Below are 23,038 nucleotides of genomic sequence, written 5' to 3'. Positions count from 1 at the left end.
AACGCCTGTGGGGCGGGGAGATCTCTCCCCGCCCCACAGGCGTTCACGGTTCACTTCACTTCAGGTCGCTCTTCTTCATGTAGCCCGAGTCGATGAGCACCTGCTCGTAGTTGCCCTTGTCGACGCTCACGGGCTCCAGGAGGTACGCGGGCACGACCTTCTTGCCGTTGTTGTACGTCCTGGTGTCGTTGACCGCAGGCTTCTTGTCGTGGACGACGGAGTTGACCATGTAGGAGGTGACCAGTGCCAGCTCGCGGGTGTCCTTGTAGATGGTCTGGGTCTGCTCGCCCTCCACGATCGACTTGATGGAGGGCGCCTCGGCGTCCTGGCCGGTGACGATGGGCAGCGGCTTCCCCGCACCCCCGTACCCGTGCTCCTTCAGCGCGTTGAGGATGCCGAGGGACATGCCGTCGTACGGCGAGAGGACCGCGTCGATGGTCTGGCCGTTGTACTTCGAGTCGAGAATCTTGTTCATGCGCTTCTCCGCCGTGGGGCCGTCCCAGCGGAGGGTGGTCACCTGGTCGAGGTCGGTCTCGCCGGATCTGACGATCAGGTCGCCGTTCTGGATGTACGGCTCCAGCACTTCCATCGAGGCGTCGAAGAAGTAGCGCGTGTTGTTGTCGTCGGACGAACCCGCGAAGAGCTCGATGGTGAACGGGCCCTTGCGGCTGCCGTTGACGAGTCCCAGCGACTCCACGATGAAGTCGGCCTGCTGCGCGCCGACCTTCACGTTGTCGAAGGACGCGTAGTAGTTGACGGCGTCGCTGCCGAGGATCAGCCGGTCGTAGGAGATCACGGGGATGCCGGAGTCCTTCGCCTTGCTCAGGACGTCGGTGAAAGCGCGTCCGTCGACCGAGGCGATGACGAGGGCGTCCACGCCGTCGTCGATCATGGCCTCCACCTGCGCGACCTGGTTCTTCGGGTCGTTGTCGGCATACTTCAAGGTGGTGGTGTAGCCGAACCCCTTGAGCTCGTCGACCATGTTCCGACCGTCGTCGATCCACCGCTGGGACGTCTTCGTCGGCATGGCGATGCCCACCGATGCGGTCTCGTCACCGCTGCCGGCGTCGGAACCTTCACCGCATGAGGCGAGAGAGAGGGTCAGGACCGTGGATATTGCCGCAGCTACGGTGGTGCGGGCGCGCATGCTCATTGTTCCTCACTGGGTGACAGGCAGTCGGTGGGTCTCGGCGGCCGCGTGTACGCCGGGCGGCCGTCGGCCGTCGTCCACGTCCGGCCGGTACGGCAGATCGTGAGGGAGACGTCCGCAGCGCACGGTCCCAGGGCGGAGGCCGTTGTGCGTCGTTCGGTGCCGAGGTCGCGCCGGGGCTGCCTTGACAAGGGGGTTCGGGGCGCCGCACCGGAAGGGCTCGTACTACTCGTACGTACCGGTGGCGGACGCCAAGGTCGGCCGGTGCCCGGGCGCGTGGAGCCTTCCGGGATCGGCCGACCTCACCGGGTCGCGGTGAGGGGTGGAGCGTCAGACCGGACGGTATGTCTCTCGCGTTCGGGCCCCGCTGAGCCCGCACACGACCAGGCCGGGGATGACCGGCCCCCACGAGCGCGGACTCGAACGTGGGTGCGCGGGGAGCGTATCCCGGCGTACGCCCCCCGTGGCGCTCTTTCATCACATTAGTTGCGACGCCGCACGATCGGCCTGGCCAGGGCGATCGCCACTTGCGGCCTTATGTGGACGATCCGGTTCCTAGTGCCCGCCCCGCTCGGCTAGTTGCTCGATCGCGCGAACGACGACATCGACATGCGCACGGACCGCCGGCATCTCACCGTCCCACGACTCGCTTCCGGCTCCTACGGAATCCGGAAGGTCCGCAGGGGCCGCGAGGCTGTCCCGGCCGCCGAGATAGAGGGAGCGCGCACGGGCCAGTACGGGCCGGTGCCGGTCCGGGAGGCGGTCGAGCGCCCAGGAGGCCGCCGCGTCCTTCGAGGTGACCGTGCCGGTCGCGAGGGTCGTCCAGACGCGGGCGAGGGTCAGCAGGACGTTGCGGGTGTCCGACGCGAGGTCGACCAGCAGTTCCGGCACCCCTGCGACGATCGCGCGCCGGAGGTCCTCGTGCGGCACGGGGTCCAGGAGATGCGCGGGCGGCGGCCCGAAGAGCGGGGTGTCCCCGAGGAGCACCATCGTGATCAGCGGCGCCAGATCGGGCATGCCCGCCGGGGCGGGCACCTCTCCCCGCTCGAACTCCTCGCGCAGCCACTCGCCGTAGAGGAACTCGCAGCGCGGCGGGTACCGCCAGGGCCGGACGTCACCCTGGGCGACGACGATCAGCTCGACCGGCCGGGCCGGCTCTCCGTTCCGGGCGCCGCGGCCGGAGATCCCGAGCAGCCCATGGAGCAGGTCGCGTCGCTCGCGGTCCGTCATGCGTCGCCGGGCGACGACGAACACATCGAGGTCACTGTCGGGCCGCAGGCCGCCGAGGACTGCCGAGCCGTGCAGAAAGACGCCGGCGACCTCCGCACCGAGTACGTCGTGCACCAGGCGGAGAACCTGGTCGAGTTGAGGCCGGTGGTCGCTCACGGCACGGATCGTAGACGGACCGAAGGTGGGCATTCACGTCAGTTTCCTGGCGTGATCGACACCACGGGATGCACGGGAACCCGGAAGATCACCGCCACGGGCCGCATCGAGGATGCGAAGTTCCCTGGCCCGGGCCTCCACAAGCCCTTTCCCCAGCAAGATCACCCTTGTTCAACCTTGTATGACATGTAGCCAATTGTCCGGATCGCAGCCAACCAGGTCGCCGCGGTTTCCCCGCACCCCCGAGGGCCCGATAGGCATACGAATCATCAATTGGTCCAATTCCGGCGGCATATGCGACAGCGCATGCCGCCGGACCGAGTACAAGGACGTATCCGCATGCCCGATCCCACTCGCCGCCGCGCACTGCGGGGCGCGGCCGGACTGGCCGTCACCGCCGGCGCGTTCACCGCGGTCTCACCTTCGCGGGCCTCTGCCGCGGACCACCACGGCGGGCCCTCGCCCGCACCCTTCGACTTCGACGAGGTCTACCGGGGCCGTCGAATACAGGGCCGGCCGTCCGGCGGCGGACATCATCACGGCGCCGGTTACGCGGTGTTCGTGGACGGCGTCGAGCTGCACGTGATGCGCAACGCCGACGGGACCTGGATCAGCGTCGTGAGCCACTACGACCCGGTGCCGAGCCCGCGCGCGGCGGCTCGCGCCGCCGTCGAGGAGCTCCGGGGCGCACCCCTGGTCCCGTTCAACTGACATACGAAGCACCGGAGTTCACTGCAATGACCGTACGCAAGAACCAGGCGAACCTGACGGCCGACGAGAAGCGCAGGCTGGTCGCCGCGCTGATCGAGCTGAAGCGCACCGGCCGGTACGACGGCTTCGTCACGACCCACAACGCGTTCATACTCGGCGACACGGACAACGGCGAAAGAGTCGGCCACCGTTCGCCCTCCTTCCTGCCCTGGCACCGCAGATTCCTCCTGGAGTTCGAGCGGGCGCTGCAGTCGGTGGACGCCTCGGTGGCGCTGCCGTACTGGGACTGGAGCGCCGACCGCACGACCCGGGCCGCCCTGTGGGGTCCTGACTTCCTCGGCGGCACGGGCCGCTCCGTCGACGGCCGGGTGACGGACGGTCCGTTCGCCGCGTCCACCGGCAACTGGCCCATATCCGTACGCGTCGACACGCGCACGTATCTGCGCCGCTCGCTCGGCGGCAGCGGCCGGCAACTGCCCACTCCCGCCGAGGTCGAGTCCGTGCTCGCCATGTCCACCTACGACATGGCGCCGTGGAACAGCGCGTCCGACGGCTTCCGCAACCACCTGGAGGGGTGGCGGGGCGTCAACCTCCACAACCGCGTCCATGTGTGGGTGGGCGGCCAGATGGGCACCGGCGTCTCCCCGAACGACCCGGTCTTCTGGCTGCACCACGCGTACGTGGACAAGCTGTGGGCCGAGTGGCAGCGCAGACACCCGGACTCCGGCTATCTGCCCCTCGCGGGCACACCGGACGTCGTCGACCGCGGCGAGACCATGAAGCCGTGGAACGACTCCACGCCCGCCGATCTGCTGGACCACACGAGGCACTACACGTTCGACACGGCCTGACCGCCGCGGCCCGACGACAGCGCGGGCCCGCCCTCTGCCTCACGGCACGGGCGGGCCCGCCGCATCGCATCGCTCAGAGGCCCGGGTCGCAGCATCCGTCCCGGCGCATCAGGCGTCCGACGTCCAGCCAGTCGTCCTCGCCCGCAGCGTGGCGTGCCGCGCGTTCGGGGACCGGCTCGTAAGCGGCGACGAGTTCGTCGGTCGTGTACGGCACCCCGCCACGAAGTACGGAGACGGTTCGTACGAGCGTGTCGAAGTTCTCGAACGGGTCACCGTCCACGATGGTCAGGTCGGCGAGTTTGCCGGGCTGGACCGTGCCGAGGTCGTCGTCGACGCCGAAGAGCCGCGCGGGCAGCACGGTCACGGTGCGCAGGGCCGCCGCCGGGGACAGGCCTCCCCGGTGCAGCGCGCGCAGGCCGATGTGGAGCGAGAGGCCGACGGCGACGAGCGGCTGGTCGGTGCCGAGGGCGACGATGCCTCCGGCGGCCAGGATCCGCCGGTAGATGTCCGTCTCCGTACGCAGCGTGGCGAGTTGGGCCGGGGTCGGTGGCACGCCCGCCCCCTGCCGGACCAGAGCGGCGTCCCAGGGCGGCATCACGGTGGTGACCCGGGGGTCGTCGGCGAGGGCGGGGTCCGCGCCGAGGAGCGGCGCGGAGGTGAACGGCGTGGCGATCAGGCCGAAGTTGACGCCTCGCGCCGTGTAGATCTCCATCACGTCCTGGTAGGCGCGCCCGGACGCGGTGATCGCGTGCCCGGACTCGTAGCGCTGAGTGGCCTGCAGATGGGTCGTCAGATCCTGGCCCAGTTGCACGCCGGGCGAGAGCAGATGGCTCCCCGAGCGCACACCGAGCCGCTCGTGACCGAACCGGGCCGACTCCTCCATCACCCAACTCGGCGCCCTCACATAGGTTTTGACGAAGTCCCAGTCCAGCGCGGCGCCCCGTTCCAGTGAGCGCCGCAGCCCGTCCCTGGTCCGGTGGGCGCGCCCCATGCTGTACGCGACCCGGGACCCGTCGAGCAGTTCGCCGGTGGTCAGCAGCCGGGGCCCGGCGAGCTGACCCGACGTCACCGCCTCACGGATCCGGGCCTGTTCGTAGGCGAACCCGCCGAGGGACACGGCGGTCGTGATGCCGTACGTGAGCTGCCCGACGGTCTGCCGGCCCCCGTAGGTGACTTGCCACGGGTGGGTGTGCGTGTCCCACAGCCCGGGCACGACGGTCCGCTCGGAGGCGTCGATCAGGCGGAGGGCCGTGCGTCCGCGGTGCGGTTCGACGGCGGTGACGCGTCCGCCGCGTACGACGATGTCGACGTCGTCGCGTACGGACTCGCCGGTGCCGTCCCACAGTCGACCGGCGTGCACCACCGTGTCGGCCGGTGCGGGTCTGCGCTGGTCGAGCGGCACGCGGACGGTACGGGCCGGGCCGCCGTCGACGCCGATGAGGCGCAGCCGGGTGCCGGAGAGGTACAGCAAGGTCTTCGAGTCGCCGGACCAGGACGGGTGGTCGGCCGGTTCGGTCGTGAGGGTGCGCAGGGCGCCGCGCGGGGTGCCGTCGGGCGCGACGGGCAGCAGGCACAGCGCGGACTCGACGATCACCGCCAGCCAGCGTCCGTCGGGCGACCAGACGGGCCCCGAGTCGTACCGGTCGGAGATCGAGACATGCGCGGCGACCGTGTGCAGACGGTCCGTGCCGGTAGTGGTGTCGACGACGCGTACGAGGTTGTAGCCCTCCCGGAAGCGGAGGTTGAGGCGGTTGCGGTCGCAGAGGGCGAGGTGGCGGCCGTCGGGCGACCAGCTGGGCCGGCCGGGCAGACCGCCCGCGCCGAGCGGCGTCGCCAGCACCTGTTCCGTACCGGCCGCGAGGTCCCGGACGACGAGCCGCCCGCTCATGTCGAGGCACGCGAGCCGTTTCCCGTCGGGCGAGAGCGCCGGATGCACCCGGCCGCCTGTGGCGAGCGCGGTCTCCTCGCCGGTGGCCAGATCTCGCCGGTACACGCCGAGCAGCCCGTCACGGTCGTCCGCGTACAGCAGCGAGCGTCCGTCGCGCGCCCAGGAGGGGCCAAGCAGGTAGGTGGTGGGCTCCGCGCGACGCAGCCGCTCCGGCGGCCGGCCGCCCGAACTGTCTCCCAGCCACAGCGAGTTGAGGGCCGCGAAGGCGATCTGCCGTCCGTCGGGCGAGAGCGCGGGCAGGTGGATGCCCCGCACCGGCCGCGCCCGTCCCGCCTCCCCCAGGTCGTACTCCTTGACCTTGTAGCGCGGCCGGTCCACGGGCAGTACGCCCTCGAAGGGGATCGCGTCCGCCTCCGCCGGTTTCTCCGGTCGCACGACGGTGAAGCGGCCGTCCACGGTGAGCAGCAGTTCGCCCTCCGGCGTCCAGCGGGGCGGCACCGGTGCGATGTCCCCGGCGACCGGAACGGGTTCACCGTCGACGACGAGCGTGCACGAGCCGTTGGGTGACGCGGTGGTCCGCAAGTACGCCAGGCGGCGCCCGTCGGCCGCGAGGGCGGGGGCCAGGATCTGGGCGGCAGCGGTCTCGGTGTGCTCCACTACGACCGGGCCCGCGCCCGAGGCGGGGACGGCGGCGACGGTCCGGGCGTCGAGTCCGAGGCCGTTGGCGGTGGTGACGCCCTTCGCCCGGACGAAGAGGATCCGCTTCCCGTCCGGCGACCAGGTGGGGTCGAAGTCCTCCCACGCCCCGTCCTGCGAAGGACCCTCCTGGCCCGGCAGACCGGTCACGCGGGCGATGTCACCGGTGCGCAGGTCCAGTACATGGACGCGGTACGGACTGCCGGTCACCTGGTCGCCGCCGCGCTCGGAGGCGAAGGCGATCCGGGTGCCGTCGGGCGACCAGGCGGGACCCCGGTCGTCCCAGGGCCCGTCGGTGCGCTGTCGTACGTCCGAGCCGTCGGGCCGCATCGTCCAGATGTGGAAGCCGCCGCCCCGGTAGGCGCAGAAGGCGATGAGCTTGCCGTCGGGGGCGTGCACGGGGCGGTTCGGTTCGAGATCCGCGGGGGTGAGCGGGACGGCCTTGCCGCCGGTGCGCGGGAGGGACCACAGCACGTTCTGGACCTCGGCGACCAGCCGGTCCCCGCCCGGCGCGAGGGTCGCCGAGCCGTTGGTGGCCGCCGTGAAGGACACCGAGAGCTCGCCGGGCGGCTGCGCGGCGGCCGGTGCGACACCTATGGCGGTGACGGCACCGGCGGCGCCCGCCGCCGCGAGGAGTTGACGACGGGAGAGGGAGAGGGAGTAGGCAGGAGTGAAGGCGGCGTTGCTCCGGTCACGGTCCATGACTCAGCACGCTCGCGCATCTCCCGGCGCGTGAGCAACACCGCCATTCTCGCCAAAGGGGTGGGATGTTGACGAGGCGTCAGCCCCGCTTGGCATGCAGGGTCCGCGCGACCTTCGGGCCCAGCCACCGCTTGAGTCTGCGCAGCGCTTCGAGCTGTCCCGCCGCCCGGTCGATCCGGTAGTAGAGCTGCGGGGGGACGTACGGCAGCAGCGGGGAGTGCCGCTGGCCCAGGAGCGCGAACATCTGCGCCGGAGGCAGGCCGATGTAGCGCGACAGGCTCTCGTACCACTGGGCGCTGTGCCGGGCCGCGCTCTGCACGGACAGCAGCTCCGCCTTGCGCTTCTTCTCGTACGCCACGAGGGCGGGGGCGAGTTCGGGCTCCGCGCGCAGGGAGTGGGCGAGTGCGATGGCGTCCTCCAGGGCGAGGGTGGTGCCCGCGCCGATGGAGTAGTGCGTGGTGTGGGCGGCGTCGCCGAGCAGGACGACGTTGCCGTGGGACCAGGCGCGGTTGGTGAGAGTGCGGAAGTTCAGCCACTGTGCGCTGCCGCCGGTGTTCGCCCGGCCGATCAGCCGGTGGCCGTCCAGCAGCTTGACGAAGAGCTCTTGGAGGCGGACGAGGCCCTCCGTCTCGTCGGCCCGGTCGAGGCCGAGGCCCGTCCAGGTCTCCGGGGAGCACTCGACGACACAGGTGCTGTGGTCCCCGCTGAACCCGTAGGCGTAGCACCAGATCCAGCCGTGCGGTGTGTCCACGAAGGCGAAGGTGAAGGCGTCGAAGACCTTCGTGGTGCCCAGCCAGATGTACTTGTTCCGGCCGAGCCCGACCTCCGGGCCGAAGTGGTCGGTGTGCCGCTCGCGCACGCCGCTGTGGACGCCGTCGCAGGCGACGACCAGGTCGGCGTCGGGCAGTCGGTCCCCGTCGGCGATCTCGTTCTCGTACTCGACGCGTACGCCCAGGGACCGGGCGCGCTCGGCGAGGAGGTCCAGCAGCTGCCGGCGGCCGATGCCGAAGCCCTCGTCGCCGTGGTGCGTCGTCGTACGGTCGCCGACGTGCGCGACCCCGTCGCTCCAGCGGACCGAGTTCTCCTTGACGGCGCGCGCCGACTCGGGGTCGCCCTCGTGCAGTTTGTCGAGCAGGCTCGCCCAGTACGTCACCCCCCATCCGTAGGTCGAACCGGCCGGGTTCCGTTCATGGACCGTGATGTCGTGGTCCGGGTCCTGAAGCTTCATCAGGATCGAGAAGTACAGACCGGCGGGCCCACCGCCGACGCAGGCGATCTTCACACGCGCACCCCACTGTTCACTCTGTTCGCTCCGTTCACCCTGTTCGCTCAAGGTGATCAATCGACAGCACAGAGTAGGGGTCGGCCGGAAGGCACGCCGACGTCCCGCGCCGCGTGTCGGACCGGCTCGCCGGTGGTGAAGCGGGCGAACCTGGGCATTCGAAGAAGAGCAGCGGACGAGTCGGGGAAGGGCTGATGGACACCAACACATGGATTCTGGTTCTCGCCGTCGCGGCCGTGCTGGCGGTGGCCCTCGGGGCGGCGGTCGTACTGCTGGTCCGGCTGGTCCGTACCCGGCGGGAGCTCCGCCGGGCCGGGCTGCCGACCGGTCCCCGCTGGGTCTTCTGGGGAGCGGTCGCCTATGTCGTGCTGCCGACCGACCTCATGCCCGACCCCGCCTATTTCGACGACATCGCCGTACTGCTCCTGGCACTGCGGTCCATGCGCGCTTCGTCCGACCCACTGCGCTGAGGTGCCCGCGGATCTGCTTGGCTGTGTCCGTCAGGCAGGGACCTCTAGGTCGGGACGATCATGCAGGCAGACATCCATCAAGTCGCCGACGGCATCCATCTGGTACACGGCAGCAACACCAACTGGGTGATTCTCGCGGAGGGGGACGCCGTCACCCTCGTGGACACGGGCTACCCCGGAGACCGCGAGAGCGTCCTCGCCTCCCTGTCGGCCGTGGGCAGTTCACCCGAAGCGGTCGCGGCCGTACTCGTCACGCACGCCCACAACGACCACATCGGCTCGGCCGAGTACCTCAGTCACACGTACGGCACGCCGGTCTACGCCCACGAGGCCGAAGTCCCGCACGCGCGCCGGGACTTCCTCCACCAAGTGACCATCGGCAAGGTGCTGCAGAACGCCTGGCGTCCCGGCGTGGTGCCGTGGGCCGTGCACGCGCTGCGCTCCGGCGGCACCGCCCACGTTCCGGTGACCGAGCCGCGGCCGTTCCCCGGCGAGGGCGCTCTCGACCTGCCCGGCCGCCCCGTTCCCGTGCACACCCCCGGCCACACTGCGGGCCACTGCGCCTTCCATGTGCCGGACGCGGGCGTCGTCATATCGGGCGACGGGCTGGTCAGCGGACATCCCACCTCACGCACGAGCGGCCCGCAGTTGCTGCCCACCATGTTCCACCGGGACCTCCCCGGCGCACTGTCCTCGCTGGACGCCTTCGAGGCCCTCTCGGGTGACGTCCTGCTGCCCGGTCACGGTCCCGTGCACCGCGGTTCCGTACGCGAGGCGGCCCAGCGGGCCCGGGAACGGGCCGCCTGACCCGATCAGGCCTCCACGGACCGAGCATCACCCACCGACGGCCCGTCGCCGCGTACCACTTCGAGGTACGCGGCGATCGCGTCCCGGTTGCGGGCGAGGCAGTCGATGCGCCGGGTCATGCGGTCGAGTTCGAGCTCCAACGTGGTCAGCATCTCCGGGGTCGGATCGGGGAAGTGGATGGTGCCGGGACCGTCGAGGCAGGGCAGGATCTGTTTGATGATCCGGGTCGGCAGCCCGGCGTCGAGCAGTCCGCGGATCTGCTGGACACGGTCCACGAGGCGTTCGTCGTAGGAGCGGTAGCCGTTCTCGCAGCGCTCGGGCGTGATCAGCCCCTGCTCCTCGTAGTAGCGCAGCAACCGCCGCGGGATGCCGGTGCGCTCCGACAGCTCCCCGATCCGCATCCGACCGACCTCTCACTTCGCCGCTTGACCTTCACATCAATGTGAGGGTTCGAGCATACGCGGCATGAGCACCCACACCACAGAACCGACCGGTTCCTCCGAGCCGGCCGAGGGAGCCGAGGGGCGCGGGCTCCCTCTCGCCGCGCTCCTCGCCCTGGCCACGGCCGTCTTCGTCACGAGCCTCACCGAGACGCTGCCGGCGGGCGTGCTGCCCGCGATGAGTGCCGACCTCGGCGTCGGTGAGTCCGCGATGGGGCAGTCGGTCACCGTCTACGCCATCGGCACCGCACTCACCGCGATCCCCCTGTCCGCGGCCACCTCGGGATGGCGGCGCAAAAGGCTGCTGCTCACGGCGATGGCGGGGTTCGCCGCCGCCAACACGGTGACCGCGGTCTCCACCGACTACTCCCTGACCATGGCGGCCCGGTTCGTCGCCGGTGTGGCCGCGGGCCTGGCCTGGGCGCTGCTGGCCGGCTACGCCCGCCGGCTGGCGCCCGCCCATCTGCAGGGCAGGGCGATGGCGATCGTGATGACGGGCATTCCGGTCGCGCTGTCGCTGGGGGTGCCCGCGGGGACCTTCCTCGGCGAAGTGCTCGGCTGGCGGGTGACGTTCACGCTGATGACCGTGCTCGCGGTCGCCCTGCTCGGCTGGATCGCGGCGGGCGTTCCGGACCAGCCGGGTCAGGGGCGGGGAGCGGGCCGGGTCCCGACACTGCGCGTCCTGACGATCCCGGGGGTGACATCGGTCCTGTTCGTCACGCTGGTCTTCGTCCTGGCCCACACGATCCTGTACACGTACATCGCCACGTTCCTCGACGGGCTGGGCATGGGCGGCTCGACGGATCTCGTACTGCTGGTGTTCGGCGTCGCGTCCCTGGCCGGCATCTGGTTCGTGGGTGCGCGCATCGACCGGCGTCTGCGCGCCCTGACGCTCGCGAGCGCGCTGCTCGTCGCCGTGGCGGCCTCACTCCTGGCCGTGCCGGCCGACAGCCCCGCACTCGTCTACGCCGCGGTGGCGCTGTGGGGGCTCGGCTGGGGAGGTGCCCCCACCCTGTTGCAGACGGCCGTGACCGACGCGGGCGGTGACTCGGCCGACGCCGCGCAGGCCGCGCTCGTCACCCTGTGGAACGCGGCGATGGCCGGCGGCGGGGTGGCCGGAGGCGTCCTGTTCGACCACCTCGGCACCGGTTCGCTCCCGTGGAGCGTGCTGTTGTTGCTGGTTCCGGTGGTGGTTGTGGTGGCCCGGGGTCATGGGTTCCCTGCCGGGGCCAAGCGGTAATTCTGAGACTGCGGGCCGTCCGTGGCTTGCCGCGCGGTTCCCCGCACCCCAGAAGGGGCGCGGGGAACTGCGCGCTCAGCCCAGCCACACCCGCGGAGAACAACCTGCGTTCAGCCCGGAACCGCCCGCGGAGCGAACGGTCACCAGCGGGCCTCCACCTGCCCCTTGATCCGCCGGTCGTACAGGTCGGAGATCGCGGTCAGCGTCTCCGACGGCAGGGTTGGCAGCTTGCCGGCAGCCGCGTTCGCGCGGGCCTGCTCGGGCGAGCGGGCGCCGGGGATGACCGTGGTGACGCCGGGCTGCTGGACGATCCAGGCCAGCGCCAGTTGGGCCGGGGTGACGCCCTCCGGGGCGAGCGCCGAGAACTCGGCGGCGGCCTCGACCCCGGTCACGTAGTCGACGCCGGAGAACGTCTCGCCCTGGTCGAAGGCCTCACCGTGGCGGTTGAACGTACGGTGGTCGTTCTCCGCGAAGACCGTGTCCTTCGTGTACTTGCCGGAGAGCAGCCCGGAGGCGAGGGGCACGCGGGCGATGATGCCGACGCCGGCCTCCCGCGCCGCGGGCAGAACCCGCTGGAGGGGCTTCATACGGAACGGGTTGAGGATGATCTGGACGCTGGCGACACCCGGCCGGGCGATCGCGGTCAGCGCCTCGTCACATGTCTCGACGCTCACGCCGTACGCGGCGATCCGCTCCTCCTCGACCAGGGTGTCGAGGGCGTCGAACACCTCGTCCGACGAGTAGACGGGGGTCGGCGGGCAGTGCAGCTGCACCAGGTCGATGCGGTCGACACCGAGGTTGCGGCGCGAACGGTCGTTCCAGGCACGGAAGTTGTCGAGTACGTAGTTCTCGGGGACCTGGTCGACCCGGCGGCCCATCTTGGTCGCGACCAGCACATGCAGGTCGGGCCTGCTCTGTACGAAGGTGGCGATGGTCGCCTCGCTGCGCCCGTCCCCGTACACGTCGGCCGTGTCGAAGAACGTCACGCCCGACTCGGCGGCGGCCTCCAGGACCGCGAGGGCTTCCTTGTCGTCCACGTCGCCCCAGTCGGCACCGAGTTGCCATGTGCCGAGTCCCACGACCGATGCGTGCTGTCCTGACCTGCCGAATTCGCGCTCATCCATGGGGGCAGTCTGGCACCCGGTCCCGGATTCCTCGGACTCAGCCCCCGTACGGCGGGACCGTTCAGGCGACGGCCGCGGTGAGGGCGACTCCGGTGAGACGTTCGGACTCGGTCCACAGCCGGCGGTTCGTCCCGGTGTCGAGGGCGCGGCGCGTGATGCGGGCGGTGGCGGTCGGGCCGACCAGTCCGAACCTGCCGCCCGGGCCGTAGTACGCGCCCGCCGTGGCCTCGGGGCTCGTGGCGGCGTACAGCAGTGGTTCGGCGCCCTCCTCGACCTGCTGCTTGGGCAGGAAGTCGAGCGCGGTGAGCAGGGATCGCTTCGGCTTGTCACGGCCGAGGCTCGCGCCCGCACTCTGGAGGTTGGTCACGGTGTAGCCGGGGTGGGCGGCCGTGCTCAGCAGGTTCCAGCCGTGCTCCGCGGCGATGTCGGCCAACTGCCGGGCCATCATCAGGTTGGCGAGCTTGGACTGGGCGTACGACAGGTTGGAGCTGTAGCGGCGACGCTCCCACTGGAGGTCGTCGAAGTGGATGCGGCCGTAGTTGGCCGTGCCGCTGCTCATGGTGGCCACGCGGGGCGCCGGTGCGGCGAGCAGGGCGGGCAGCAGCCGGACGGTGAGGGCGAACGGGCCGAGGTAGTTGCTGCCCATCTGGAGTTCGAAGCCGTCGGCAGTGGTCATCCGGGTGGGCGGAGCCATCACTCCGGCGTTGTTCACCAGCAGGTCGAGCGGGGTGCCGTCGGCCAGGATCCCGTCGGCGAACGCCTCGACGGAGGCCAGGTCCGCCAGGTCGACGCGCCGCACCTCCAGCTGTGCGTGCGGGTGCCGGGCCAGGATCTCGGCGCGGGCCTGCTCGCCCTTGGCGACGGTCCGCACCGCCAGGACGACGCGGGCGCCGGCCTCCGCGAGGCGACGTGCGGTCTCCTTGCCCGTGCCGCTGTTGGCACCGGTGACGACGGCGAATTTCCCGGTCTGGTCGGGGACGACATATGAGGTGGCCACGATGACTCCTTCGGTGTTCGCACGGCACTCCAAGGAATAGGAGACCGGCGGTCTGTTGCATTTCAAGTTAGCAGACCGGTGGTCCGATAACAACAGACCGGGGGTCTGTAGACTGCGTGCATGGCAAACACCTTCCAGCGCGCCCGCAGCGAGGAGCAGCGCGCCGTGCGCCGCAAGGCGATCCTGGACACCACGGCCGCGATGCTCGGCGAGATGCCCGTGGCGCAGGTGAGCCTCAACGAACTGAGCCGCCGGGTGGGGCTCGCGAAGTCGAACGTGCTGCGCTACTTCGAGTCCCGCGAGGCCGTCCTCCTGGAACTGCTCGGCACCGCGTCGCAGGAGCTGCTGGAGCACCTCGACACCGCGCTTCCCGAAGCCGTCGACGCCGACGCGCCGGTGACCGAGCGGGCCGACCGGCTCGCCGCGGTCATGACGGACGCGTTCGCCGGGCGTCCGGTGCTGTGCGACCTGATCAGCGCACAGGCCGCGGTCCTGGAGCGGAACGTGTCGACGGAGGTCGCCGCCCAGTACAAGCGCTCCTCCATCGCGCACGTCTTCGCCCTGGCACAACGCGTCCGCACCCATGTGCCGGAACTCGACGAGCGGGACGCCGTACGGTTCGTCGCCGCCGCGCTCATGGTGGTCACGGCGGCCTGGCCGCACGCGCACCCGTCGCCCGCCGTGCTCGCGGTCTACGAGTCCGACCCCGAACTGGCGGTCCTGCGCCTCGACTTCGCCACGGTCCTGCGCGAGTCGCTCGAAGTCCTGCTGTCCGGCCTGCTGGCCCGGGTGGCAGACTGACAGAACCGGGGGCCGGGGCTCAGGAACCCGCGCGCACCCGTGGGACGTTGTCCGTGCAGCGCCCCTCGGGGCGGGCACAGCGACCAGCACCCCGACAGGCGGCACGATGAGCGAGTTGGTTCCCGGCGGCAATCTGCCCCTGCCCGGCGGCACCCTGACCCTTCATGTGCCCGGCCCGTTCGACGTGTCCGCGCTCATCACGGACGACAGCGGCAAGGTGCGCGGCGACGGCGACTTCGTGTTCTACAACCAGCCGACCGCACCCGGTGCGCGGCTGCACGGCGAGACGCTCACCGTGGACCCGCCCGCGCTGCGGTCCGGGGCGAGCCGCGTCACCGTCGTCGTCAGCCCCGCCGAGCCCGGCACCGCGCTGGGCCGGCTGCCCGCTCCGACCCTGCGCGTGACCGGCCCGGGCGGCGGTGTGCTCGCCCGCTTCACCCCGCCGCGCCCCCAGCAGGAGACCGTGCTGCTGCTCGCCGAGATCTACCGCCGCGGGACCACGTGGAAGCTGCGCGCCCTGGGCCAGGGGTACGCGGACGGACTCGCCGGGATAGCCCGGGACTTCGGGGTCGAGGTGAGCGAGGACGCCGACTCGGGGGCGGGCGGCGGTGCCTCTCCCGGGGGCTCCGGCGTCCCGGGTTCCAGGGGCGCCGGTGTCGCGACGGCCCTCAACGCCGCGCGTGCCGGGCTCGGGCGGCTCCGGGGCTCGGGTCGCACTCCGGCCGGGAGCTCCGGTCCCAGTCCGGCAGGGCGCACAAGTCGTCCCCCGGCCGGGAGCACGGCTCCTTCCCCGGCCGGGAACACCGGACGCACGCCCGCCGGGAACACCGCCTGGAACGCGGGCAGCGCTTCGGCCGGAGGGTCCTCTGCCGCCGCTCCCGGCGTCGCAGGGCCCGCCTCCAACCAGTTCCTCGGCCTCGTGAACTCCGCCCGGGCCGCCGTCGGCGCCCCGCCCGTGTCCCTCGACGCCCGCCTCACCGCCGCGGCGCACACACACGCCGCGGGCATGGCCGCGCGGGGCAGCCTGGGCTCCGAGGGCGCGGACGGGCTCTCGGTCTACCAGCGCCTCACCGCGAGCGGCTACGCGTATCTCACGGTCGGCGAGCACCTGGTCTCCGGCCCGCTCGACGCCGCGGGGTTCGTGGAGTACTGCCTGTCCTCAGAGCAGTCCCGGCGCACGATCCACGACCCGGCGTTCACCGAGGCCGGTGTGGCGTACGTGCCCGACAGCCGCTCCGGCACCCTCTACTGGACGGCGCTGTGGGCCCGGCCCCTCACCCCCGCCGGGCTGGCGCAGACGGCCGCGGAGGTCGTGACGCTCACCAACGCCGAGCGGGCCCGGGCCGGTCTTCGACCGCTGGCCGTGGACACCCTGCTCACCAACGCGGCCCAGGCGCACAGCGCGGACATGGTGGCCCGCGCGTTCTACTCCCACACCTCCCCCGACGGCAGCGAACCCTGGCACCGGGCCGCGGCTGCCGGCAGCACCCGGCGCACCATCGGCGAGAACATCGCGTGCGGCCAGCGCTCCGCCGCCGAGGTCGTCCAGGGCTGGATGGACAGCCCCGGCCACCGCGCCAACATCCTCAAGCCGGCCTTCACCCACATAGGCGTCGGCTTCGCGGGCGGCGGCTCGGCAGGCACGTACTGGACACAGCTCTTCGGCGCCTGACCCGACCCCGCCGGGAATTCTTCGTCGCAGGTCAGAGGCCTGTTAACGATGATGACAACGGTCACCGGTGCAGCCTTTGCCGATCTCCGCGAGGTGCGCTTCACTGCGGGAGTCGGACACCGCATCGAGGGGGACACACATGACCAGCGCGCACCACGACCACCACGGGTCGGACGGGCACGCGGGGCACTCTCACGGTGTGTCGGCGGACGCCGACCGCCGCTGGCTCGCGATCGCGCTGACGCTGATCACCACGTTCATGGCGGCCGAGGTCGTCATCGGCATCCTGGCCCAGTCGCTCGCCCTGATCTCCGACGCGGCGCACATGCTGACCGACGCCGTGTCCATCGTGCTGGCGCTCATCGCGATGCGGCTGGCCGCGCGACCGGCCCGCGGCGGCTTCACGTACGGCCTCAAGCGCGCCGAGATCCTCTCCGCGCAGGCGAACGGGCTCACGCTGCTGCTGCTCGGCGCCTGGCTGGCGTACGAGGCGGTGCGGCGGCTGATCGACCCGCCCGAGGTGGAGGGCGGGCTGGTGTTCGGCACGGCCCTGGCGGGGATCGTGGTGAACATCGCGGCGGCCTGGTGCATCTCGAAGGCCAACCGCTCCTCGCTCAACGTCGAGGGCGCCTACCAGCACATACTCAACGACCTGTTCGCGTTCATCGGTACCGCGATCGCCGGTCTCATCGTGCTGCTGACGGGCTTCGCGCGGGCCGACGCCATCGCCACACTGGTCGTGGTGGCCCTCATGTTCAAGGCGGGCTACGGGCTCGTACGGGAGTCGGGGCGGATCTTCCTGGAGGCGGCGCCCGCGCACCTCGATCCGGACGACATCGGCGACCAGCTGGTCGCGCACCCCTCGGTCTCCGAGGTTCATGACCTGCACATATGGACCATCACGTCCGGGCAGCCGGCGCTGTCCGCGCACATCCTGGTCGAGCCCGTCGCGGACTGCCACACCGTGCGCCGGGACCTGGAGAAGATCCTGCAGAGCGACCACGAGATCACTCACACCACCCTCCAGGTCGACCACGCCCCCGCCGAGGTCCTGGAGGTCCGCACCGGGGCCGCCTACGACGACGGCTCGCACTGCGAGGCCCCGCACGGCCCGGTGCACCGCGACGAGCCGCACGCCCACTGAACACCGAGGGCGCGGGCGGGAGTTCACGACGGCGGTGACCGCGCGCCGGAGAAACCCGGTCGCGCCCGGCCGACGTGATCGTGCACGATGCCCGTATGACGTCGACCCGAAAGGGCCGTGCCGCGTAGGCGGCCCGGTGCCGTCCGCGCCGAGCGGTGGCAGCCCTCCAGACATGTGACCGTCCGCCGGATCGGCGGTGTCTCCTCGCTGACCCGGGCGGCCGTCCGCCGGGTGGAGGCGGAACATCTGTGGCCCGACGCCGTCGCGAAAGCGCTCGCCAGGTACGAGTCCGTCCTTCGCCTGCCCGGGCAGGACCTCGCCGCCTGGCTGATCGACGTGAACTGCCCCTGCTGCTGTGCACTCGAAGCCAGGGACACGCTGGAGGACGCCCTGTACCGGCTGCCGACGGGCGCCCGTACGGATCTCCGACGCCGACTCGCCCGTGCCGACGAGGAGTTGGCGCGGCGGACCCTTCCCGAACCGTGGAGGCGCGAGACCCCTCAGTGGCAGCCGCCCGGGGCCTGGTGGCGGCAGCGGCTCCTGGAACGGTGAGGGCCCGGGCTTCGCCGAGGGCAGAACGCGATGACCTCCCCGAATCGCGCCGCGCTTTCTAGGGTGGAGGGGTGAGCAGCCACGCGTCCGACGAAGCCCGTGTCATTCCCCTGCGACCCGTACCGGCCGTACCGGCGAAGCCGGAGGAGCCTGCGCCCAAGGAGCCGTTGTGGCGTGACGTCGTGGGTGATGTGCTGCGGCGTGAGCGGCTCGCCCAGGAGCGGACGCTCAAGGACGTGGCCGACGCGGCCCGGATCTCGATGCCGTACCTCTCCGAGCTGGAGCGGGGCCGCAAGGAGGCCTCGTCCGAGGTCCTCGCTGCCGCCGCGCACGCGCTCGGGCTCGGCCTCGCCGATCTGCTCGCGCTGGCGCACGGCCGGCTCGCGCGACCGGCCCAGCCCGTCAGGTCCCGGCCTCTCACCTCCCAGCCCCTCAGGTCCGGGTCCCGCACCGCGCCCCGGCGCACCGAGGCGCGGTCCCGGCTGGGCGACATCCGCCTCGCCGCCTGAGGCGCTCAGGGCCTGAGCTGCTGAGGCCCCGAGCCCGCTGAGGCTCAGCGGCGGCGACATGGTCAGGCGGCGTCAAGCCGCTGCGGGCACCAGCCGTCGGCTGAGCACCTCGTCGGCCAGCCCGTACTCCACCGCCTCCCGCGCGGTGAAGATCTTGTCGCGGTCCATGTCGGCGCGCAGGGTCTCGACGGGGTGGTGGGTGTGCAGGGACAGGACCTCCTCGACCTGGGAGCGGATGCGGATCATCTCCTTGGCCTGCACGCTCAGGTCGGAGACCGTGCCCCGCGCACCACCGCTCGCGGGCTGGCCGAGCAGCACCCGCGCGTGCTCCAGGATGAAGCGCCGGCCGGGGTCTCCCCCGGCCAGGAGCACCGCGGCGGTCGAGGCGGCCTGGCCGACGCAGAACGTCGAGATCGGCGCGCCGACGTAGCCCATCGTGTCGTAGATCGCCATGAGTGAAGTGAACGATCCGCCGGGCGAGTTGAGGTAGATCGCGATCTCCCGCTCGGGTGCGGACGACTCCAGGTGGAGCAGCTGCGCGATGACGACGTTGGCGACACCGTCGTCGATCTCGGTGCCGAGGAAGATGATCCGCTCGGACAGCAGCCGACTGTAGATGTCGTACGCGCGCTCGCCCTGCGGGGTGCGCTCGACCACGTTCGGGATCGTGTACTGGCTCATGTCAGAGTCCCATCCGTCGCTTCGAGGAGGCCGGGCGGACGTCGTCGAGGGACTCGACGACCCGGTCGACCATGCCGTACTCCCTGGCCTGGTCGGCTGTGAACCAGCGGTCGCGGTCGCCGTCGCGGGCGATCGTCTCCACGCTCTGGCCGGTGTGTTCGGCGGTGATCCGCTCGATGCTCTCCTTGGTGAACTGCAGGTTCTCGGCCTGGATGGCGATGTCTGCGGTGGTGCCGCCGATGCCGGCCGAGGGCTGGTGCATCATGATCCGCGCGTTCGGGAGCGAGTAGCGCTTGCCCGGGGTGCCGACGGTGAGCAGGAACTGCCCCATGCTCGCGGCGAAGCCCATGGCGAGGGTCGACACGTCGTTCGGGATGAGCCGCATCGTGTCGTAGATCGCCAGGCCCGCGTGCACCGATCCGCCCGGGCTGTTGATGTACAGGCCGATGTCCGTGCGCGAGTCCTCCGCGGAGAGCAGGAGGAGCTGTGCGCAGACGCGGTTGGCGGAAACCTCGTCGACCTGCGTGCCGAGGAACACGATGCGCTGGTTGAGGAGTTGGGCGGCGAGGTGGTCGTCGAACCGGGACGGCGGGGTGTCCCCCTCCTCGGCCCTGGGTTCCAGGGTGCTGCTGAATCGTGCCATCGCTCCTCCTTGTGGTGGCGCGGCCGGGATCACCGCGGTGTCTCCACCCTCGGCCGGACGACGGCAGCGCGGAAGGAATCTCGGCCCGCAGCAGATTCGCCAACAGCAGAGCCGCCGCCGAGCCCACTGAGCCCACAGAGCTCCCGGCGCGAGCAGGGGCTACTTCGTCACCACCAGCGAGAACTCGTACAGATCGCCACGGCACAACGACTCCCCGTACTCCACGACATGCCCCGTGTCGTCGAACGCCGTGCGTCGTACGAGCAGGGCGGCGGAGCCCTCCTTGACGCCGAGGAGGCGGGCCTGGCGGCCGGTCACGTTCACCGCCCGGATCTGCTGGGTCGCCCGGACCACCCTGACACCGTGGGTGTTCTGCAGCGCTTCGGACAGCGAGCCCTTGAGGAGTGACTCGTCGAGGCTCGGGAAGCGTTCGGCGGAGAGGTAGACGGTCTCCAGGCAGATGGGGAAGTCGTCGCCGAGGCGCAGCCGTTCGATGCGGTGCAGGGCGGTGCCGGGATCGACGCCGAGGGCCGTGGCGTGGTGCAGGTCGGCCTCGACCACCTCCGCGGCGAGGAGTTCGGCGCTGGGCTGGTAGCCGCGCGAGCGCAGGTCCTCGGAGAACGAGGTGAGCGTCGACGTCTTGGTGATCTGAGGGTGCGAGACGAAGGTGCCCACGCCGCGCACACTGCGGATGAGGCCGTCCTCGCGCAGTGCCTGGAGCGCGCGCCGGGCGGTCGCTCTGCTGACGTCGTACCGCTCGGCGAGCTGCCGTTCGGTGGGCAGCGCCTCGTCGGGCCGCATCCGGGCGATGTCGGCCTGGAGCAGCCGTCGCAGCGCCTCGTGCTTGAAGGACTCCGTCTTGTAGGAGTCCGCGTCCGGGCCGTCGTCCCTGCGCCTGTCTTTGAGCGTCACAATCAGCGCCTGTCCTTGAGCATCACGATCACTCCGCGGTTCGCACGTGTCCGCTAGCCCCGAGAGGCGCGGTAACGGGGCATCAGCGTACGCACCACGGCCAGGGTCGCCGCGGCGGTGTCCGGACCGGGCGTCGCCTTGTCACTCCGTTCGGTGGTCCAGCGCTCCTCCCATTCGATCAGGGACGCCTCGAACTCCCGGGCCCGGTAAGGGGATCCGGTCTCCAGTGCCTCGGCGATGTGCTCGTACCAGCGTCGCCAGCGCGGGAGGTAGAACGAACGGACCAGGCCGGCCCAGTGCCGGCCCGAGTAGTCGTGCAGCTCGCTGCGGGAGTGCCCCCAGACCGTGAGGATCCGTCGCGCGTCGGCCTCGTACAGCTCGGCCTCGGCGGGGGTGGATGCCCAGCTGCCGGCTTCGGCGAGCCAGGCGTCCAGCCGGTACTCGGGGCGGGTGGCCAGCAGTGCGTCCAGGTCCTCGATGGTGGTGAGCAGTTCGGTGGCGGCGGTGCGGAAGCGGTCGGCGTCGCGTGCCAGGGCCGCGTCCGCCGCCCGCCGCTGCTGGTCGCACGCCAGGTGGGTGAGCACCTGCGCGGTGACGTCGCAGAGGTCCCGGCCGAGCGGCCCCGCGCTGTCCTCCTCCGTGGCCTCGCCGGCCAGGAGCGTCCACGCCTCGGCCAGACCGGGTGGCACGGACGGCGAGGGCGGCGCCGCCAGGTGCACCGGCAGCTCAGGGCGCAGGTCCCCCTCCAATGTGGGACGGCAGACGACGACGGAGCCCGGTGGTCCGGGGCCGTCCGCGTCGTAGACGGTGGCGTGGAGCAGTTCCCAGGCGCGCAGCAGGCCGGGAGTCCGGCGTCCGTAACGGGCCTCCGCCCAGTTCTCCAGCCACGCTCGTACGTCCTTGACCGAGCCGCTCCAGGCGACGTCCGCCAGCAGCTCGTACAGGACCGGGTCGCCGCCGAAGGCCTCCATGCTCGCGCCGATTCCGGAGAGGGAACCGCCACGTGCGTCGGCGCTCGCCTCGGCGGCACCGGCGGCGATCTCGTCCAGCTTCCCGTAGAGCCCGGGCCGTCCGCCCAGGCTGTGGAGCATGCACCAGACCCAGGGCTTTCCCCGGTAGCCGTCGGTGTGCCGCCAGACCGGCTTGTGCTCGGCCCACAGGTCCAGGATCAGCATGCGGTCGTCCGGGATGGCGTCGAGGAAGGCCCGGGTCCGGTCCGGCGTCCAGTAGTCGGAGCGGTAGGAGAAGGGCCATGCCTGGAGCACCCAGGTGGCCTCGTCGTCCACCGCGGTCATGGCGCCGTGGACGGCCCGCGCGACCCGGGCGATGTCGGCGGGGTCGGTCACCGGCGGAATCGTCTCGATGAAGGGGTCGGCCGCGTAGAGGTGGTCGGTGCCGAAGAGGCGGGTCTGCTCGGTCAGCAGCGCGGTGCCGAACTCCTCGAACAGCGGGTCGCGCGGGTCCAGGACTGCGACTTCGAAGTCCCACCAGGGAAGGGTTGTCGAGCGGGCACCCCGGTCCGCGATCAGTGCGCGGGGCACATGACCGGAGAAGCCCTGGAGGACCGGGCGCATGCCGAGCGCGCGTTCCCGGTCCAGGATGCGGCGGCCCAGGTCCGCGTGGCCGTCGATCCAGCTCTGTGGCAGTGGTCCGCCCCAACTGTCGAGCGAGGCGAGCCAGTTCCACGGGAGGTAGGCCGGGCCGCCGAGGAAGCGCCGGGCGGTCTCGTCGTCCAGGCCGGTGCGCAGAAGGGCTTGCTGCCAGGCGGCCTCCGCGCCGGTCATCGCCAGTGGTGTGGTGACGCCGTGCAGCGCCATCCAGTCGATGTGGCGCTCCCAGCGCGCCCAGTCCCAGAACGCCGTGGTGTAGCCGAAGGTGCAGACGTTGAAGTGGTAGCGGTGGAGGTAGGGGGAGGTCGTCCGGGCGGCCGTGCCGGTGCGGGGCAGGCTGTCCGGCAGCCGGGGCACGGGGGCGTCCCAGGTGATCTGCGTCCGGCAGGCGGTCCGCAGGTACCAGCGCAGCGCCGAGGCGACCGCGACACCGCTGGACCCGCGCAGCGCCACTCCGCCCGGCCCGGTGTCGACCTCGAACCAGTCGGGCCCGCCGACGTCGTGCCCCTCCCCTACGGGCACGACGTCGGCGGTGAACTCCGCGGCCCTGTCCCCGAGGAGCCGCTGGAGGAGTTGTCGGGCGGTCTGGTTCCCCGACGCCTGTGGTCCGTACCACATGCGGCTCAGGTTAGGACGGGTGTGCGGGGTGGTCAAGGAACAAAGCTGTTGTGACAGCACACTTGTCCGGAGGACTGGGCAGTCGCACGGTCCTCTGGTACGGTCCACAGCCACGCGGACGGCTCCCGCAGCCACGCAGACGGCCCTCGCAG

General features: G+C 71.3%; 21 protein-coding genes. 10 read left to right on the top strand and 11 right to left on the bottom strand.

Annotation, left to right across the window (positions count from 1 at the left end; translation table 11 throughout):
* Positions 1 to 55: 55 nt before the first annotated feature.
* Together chvE and AOK17_RS06810 are read right to left on the bottom strand one after the other, a co-directional pair.
* Positions 56 to 1,153 carry a multiple monosaccharide ABC transporter substrate-binding protein gene (gene chvE / locus AOK17_RS06815; RefSeq protein WP_055611405.1) on the bottom strand — a complete coding sequence of 366 codons (1,098 nt, stop codon included), beginning with the start codon at positions 1,151 to 1,153 and terminating at the stop codon, positions 56 to 58.
* A 552-nt stretch (positions 1,154 to 1,705) separates the two neighbouring features.
* Complete coding sequence (locus AOK17_RS06810; RefSeq protein ID WP_245697032.1) at positions 1,706 to 2,536, bottom strand: aminoglycoside adenylyltransferase family protein; 831 nt, start codon at positions 2,534 to 2,536, stop codon at positions 1,706 to 1,708.
* Positions 2,537 to 2,875: 339 nt separating this feature from the next.
* On the opposite strand from AOK17_RS06810, the gene melC1 reads away from it, so the two are divergent.
* Both melC1 and melC2 read left to right on the top strand, forming a co-directional pair.
* Positions 2,876 to 3,247: an apotyrosinase chaperone MelC1 gene (gene melC1 / locus AOK17_RS06805; protein ID WP_055611403.1), complete on the top strand. Its 372-nt coding sequence runs from the start codon at positions 2,876 to 2,878 to the stop codon at positions 3,245 to 3,247.
* 26 nt (positions 3,248 to 3,273) lie between these two features.
* Positions 3,274 to 4,098, top strand: coding sequence for a tyrosinase MelC2 (gene melC2, locus AOK17_RS06800; RefSeq protein ID WP_055611402.1), 825 nt, complete (start codon positions 3,274 to 3,276; stop codon positions 4,096 to 4,098).
* A 73-nt stretch (positions 4,099 to 4,171) separates the two neighbouring features.
* On the opposite strand, the gene AOK17_RS06795 is transcribed toward melC2, so the two are convergent.
* A complete protein-coding gene (locus AOK17_RS06795; RefSeq protein WP_055611401.1) occupies positions 4,172 to 7,384 on the bottom strand; it encodes an amidohydrolase family protein in 3,213 nt (1,070 codons plus the stop codon).
* Between the two features lie 79 nt (positions 7,385 to 7,463).
* Positions 7,464 to 8,666 carry an FAD-dependent monooxygenase gene (locus AOK17_RS06790; protein WP_206190692.1) on the bottom strand — a complete coding sequence of 401 codons (1,203 nt, stop codon included), beginning with the start codon at positions 8,664 to 8,666 and terminating at the stop codon, positions 7,464 to 7,466.
* A gap of 194 nt (positions 8,667 to 8,860) precedes the next feature.
* Here AOK17_RS06790 and AOK17_RS06785 point away from each other — a divergent pair, with 194 nt between their 5' ends.
* The gene (locus AOK17_RS06785) at positions 8,861 to 9,136 is read left to right on the top strand and encodes a YkvA family protein (protein WP_055611400.1); all 276 of its coding nucleotides are present in this window, start codon (positions 8,861 to 8,863) and stop codon (positions 9,134 to 9,136) included.
* A 60-nt stretch (positions 9,137 to 9,196) separates the two neighbouring features.
* Positions 9,197 to 9,943, top strand: a complete 747-nt coding sequence (locus AOK17_RS06780) for an MBL fold metallo-hydrolase (RefSeq protein WP_055611399.1) — start codon at positions 9,197 to 9,199, stop codon at positions 9,941 to 9,943.
* A 5-nt stretch (positions 9,944 to 9,948) separates the two neighbouring features.
* Here the strand turns inward: AOK17_RS06780 and AOK17_RS06775 are convergent, their stop codons facing one another.
* A complete protein-coding gene (locus AOK17_RS06775) occupies positions 9,949 to 10,344 on the bottom strand; it encodes a MerR family transcriptional regulator (RefSeq protein WP_055611398.1) in 396 nt (131 codons plus the stop codon).
* A 64-nt stretch (positions 10,345 to 10,408) separates the two neighbouring features.
* Between AOK17_RS06775 and AOK17_RS06770 the strand changes: the two genes are divergently transcribed.
* A complete protein-coding gene (locus tag AOK17_RS06770) occupies positions 10,409 to 11,623 on the top strand; it encodes an MFS transporter (protein WP_055611397.1) in 1,215 nt (404 codons plus the stop codon).
* Between the two features lie 140 nt (positions 11,624 to 11,763).
* Here the strand turns inward: AOK17_RS06770 and AOK17_RS06765 are convergent, their stop codons facing one another.
* Positions 11,764 to 12,747, bottom strand: coding sequence for an aldo/keto reductase (locus AOK17_RS06765; protein WP_055611396.1), 984 nt, complete (start codon positions 12,745 to 12,747; stop codon positions 11,764 to 11,766).
* Between the two features lie 61 nt (positions 12,748 to 12,808).
* Positions 12,809 to 13,744, bottom strand: a complete 936-nt coding sequence (locus AOK17_RS06760) for an SDR family oxidoreductase (protein ID WP_055611395.1) — start codon at positions 13,742 to 13,744, stop codon at positions 12,809 to 12,811.
* Positions 13,745 to 13,864: 120 nt separating this feature from the next.
* On the opposite strand from AOK17_RS06760, the gene AOK17_RS06755 reads away from it, so the two are divergent.
* The 5 genes from AOK17_RS06755 to AOK17_RS06735 all read left to right on the top strand — a co-directional run bounded on the left by AOK17_RS06755 (position 13,865) and on the right by AOK17_RS06735 (position 18,422).
* Complete coding sequence (locus AOK17_RS06755; protein ID WP_055611394.1) at positions 13,865 to 14,545, top strand: TetR/AcrR family transcriptional regulator; 681 nt, start codon at positions 13,865 to 13,867, stop codon at positions 14,543 to 14,545.
* Between the two features lie 106 nt (positions 14,546 to 14,651).
* On the top strand, positions 14,652 to 16,217 hold the full coding sequence (locus AOK17_RS06750) for a CAP domain-containing protein (protein ID WP_055611393.1): 1,566 nt from the start codon (positions 14,652 to 14,654) through the stop codon (positions 16,215 to 16,217).
* Between the two features lie 139 nt (positions 16,218 to 16,356).
* Positions 16,357 to 17,361 (top strand): cation diffusion facilitator family transporter, encoded by a 1,005-nt coding sequence (locus AOK17_RS06745; RefSeq protein WP_055611392.1) that lies wholly within the window; start codon positions 16,357 to 16,359, stop codon positions 17,359 to 17,361.
* Positions 17,362 to 17,478: 117 nt separating this feature from the next.
* Positions 17,479 to 17,913 carry a hypothetical protein gene (locus tag AOK17_RS06740; protein WP_055611391.1) on the top strand — a complete coding sequence of 145 codons (435 nt, stop codon included), beginning with the start codon at positions 17,479 to 17,481 and terminating at the stop codon, positions 17,911 to 17,913.
* A gap of 71 nt (positions 17,914 to 17,984) precedes the next feature.
* A complete protein-coding gene (locus tag AOK17_RS06735) occupies positions 17,985 to 18,422 on the top strand; it encodes a helix-turn-helix domain-containing protein (protein WP_055611390.1) in 438 nt (145 codons plus the stop codon).
* Positions 18,423 to 18,494: 72 nt separating this feature from the next.
* Here the strand turns inward: AOK17_RS06735 and AOK17_RS06730 are convergent, their stop codons facing one another.
* The 4 genes from AOK17_RS06730 to AOK17_RS06715 form a co-directional block, all read right to left on the bottom strand.
* The gene (locus tag AOK17_RS06730) at positions 18,495 to 19,103 is read right to left on the bottom strand and encodes a ClpP family protease (protein WP_055611389.1); all 609 of its coding nucleotides are present in this window, start codon (positions 19,101 to 19,103) and stop codon (positions 18,495 to 18,497) included.
* A gap of 1 nt (position 19,104) precedes the next feature.
* Positions 19,105 to 19,746, bottom strand: a complete 642-nt coding sequence (locus AOK17_RS06725) for an ATP-dependent Clp protease proteolytic subunit (protein WP_055611388.1) — start codon at positions 19,744 to 19,746, stop codon at positions 19,105 to 19,107.
* A gap of 159 nt (positions 19,747 to 19,905) precedes the next feature.
* Positions 19,906 to 20,658, bottom strand: coding sequence for a GntR family transcriptional regulator (locus AOK17_RS06720; protein ID WP_055611387.1), 753 nt, complete (start codon positions 20,656 to 20,658; stop codon positions 19,906 to 19,908).
* A 53-nt stretch (positions 20,659 to 20,711) separates the two neighbouring features.
* Entirely contained in the window at positions 20,712 to 22,886 is a 2,175-nt protein-coding gene (locus tag AOK17_RS06715) for an alpha-N-acetylglucosaminidase (protein WP_055611386.1), read from the bottom strand.
* Positions 22,887 to 23,038: the final 152 nt, after the last annotated feature.

It is taken from the genome of Streptomyces phaeochromogenes (assembly GCF_001418655.1).
GTDB classification, from domain to species: Bacteria; Actinomycetota; Actinomycetes; order Streptomycetales; family Streptomycetaceae; genus Streptomyces; species Streptomyces phaeochromogenes.
This window is presented reverse-complemented; position numbering and strand designations above follow the sequence as displayed.

Excerpts from the sequence above, each read along its gene's own strand:
- chvE (WP_055611405.1), bottom strand. The coding sequence starts at position 1,153 with ATGAGCATGCGCGCCCGCACCACCGTAGCTGCGGCAATATCCACGGTC.
- melC1 (WP_055611403.1), top strand. The coding sequence starts at position 2,876 with ATGCCCGATCCCACTCGCCGCCGCGCACTGCGGGGCGCGGCCGGACTG.
- melC2 (WP_055611402.1), top strand. The coding sequence starts at position 3,274 with ATGACCGTACGCAAGAACCAGGCGAACCTGACGGCCGACGAGAAGCGC.
- AOK17_RS06795 (WP_055611401.1), bottom strand. The coding sequence starts at position 7,384 with ATGGACCGTGACCGGAGCAACGCCGCCTTCACTCCTGCCTACTCCCTC.
- AOK17_RS06785 (WP_055611400.1), top strand. The coding sequence starts at position 8,861 with ATGGACACCAACACATGGATTCTGGTTCTCGCCGTCGCGGCCGTGCTG.
- AOK17_RS06780 (WP_055611399.1), top strand. The coding sequence starts at position 9,197 with ATGCAGGCAGACATCCATCAAGTCGCCGACGGCATCCATCTGGTACAC.
- AOK17_RS06775 (WP_055611398.1), bottom strand. The coding sequence starts at position 10,344 with ATGCGGATCGGGGAGCTGTCGGAGCGCACCGGCATCCCGCGGCGGTTG.
- AOK17_RS06770 (WP_055611397.1), top strand. The coding sequence starts at position 10,409 with ATGAGCACCCACACCACAGAACCGACCGGTTCCTCCGAGCCGGCCGAG.
- AOK17_RS06765 (WP_055611396.1), bottom strand. The coding sequence starts at position 12,747 with ATGGATGAGCGCGAATTCGGCAGGTCAGGACAGCACGCATCGGTCGTG.
- AOK17_RS06755 (WP_055611394.1), top strand. The coding sequence starts at position 13,865 with ATGGCAAACACCTTCCAGCGCGCCCGCAGCGAGGAGCAGCGCGCCGTG.
- AOK17_RS06750 (WP_055611393.1), top strand. The coding sequence starts at position 14,652 with ATGAGCGAGTTGGTTCCCGGCGGCAATCTGCCCCTGCCCGGCGGCACC.
- AOK17_RS06745 (WP_055611392.1), top strand. The coding sequence starts at position 16,357 with ATGACCAGCGCGCACCACGACCACCACGGGTCGGACGGGCACGCGGGG.
- AOK17_RS06730 (WP_055611389.1), bottom strand. The coding sequence starts at position 19,103 with ATGAGCCAGTACACGATCCCGAACGTGGTCGAGCGCACCCCGCAGGGC.
- AOK17_RS06725 (WP_055611388.1), bottom strand. The coding sequence starts at position 19,746 with ATGGCACGATTCAGCAGCACCCTGGAACCCAGGGCCGAGGAGGGGGAC.
- AOK17_RS06715 (WP_055611386.1), bottom strand. The coding sequence starts at position 22,886 with ATGTGGTACGGACCACAGGCGTCGGGGAACCAGACCGCCCGACAACTC.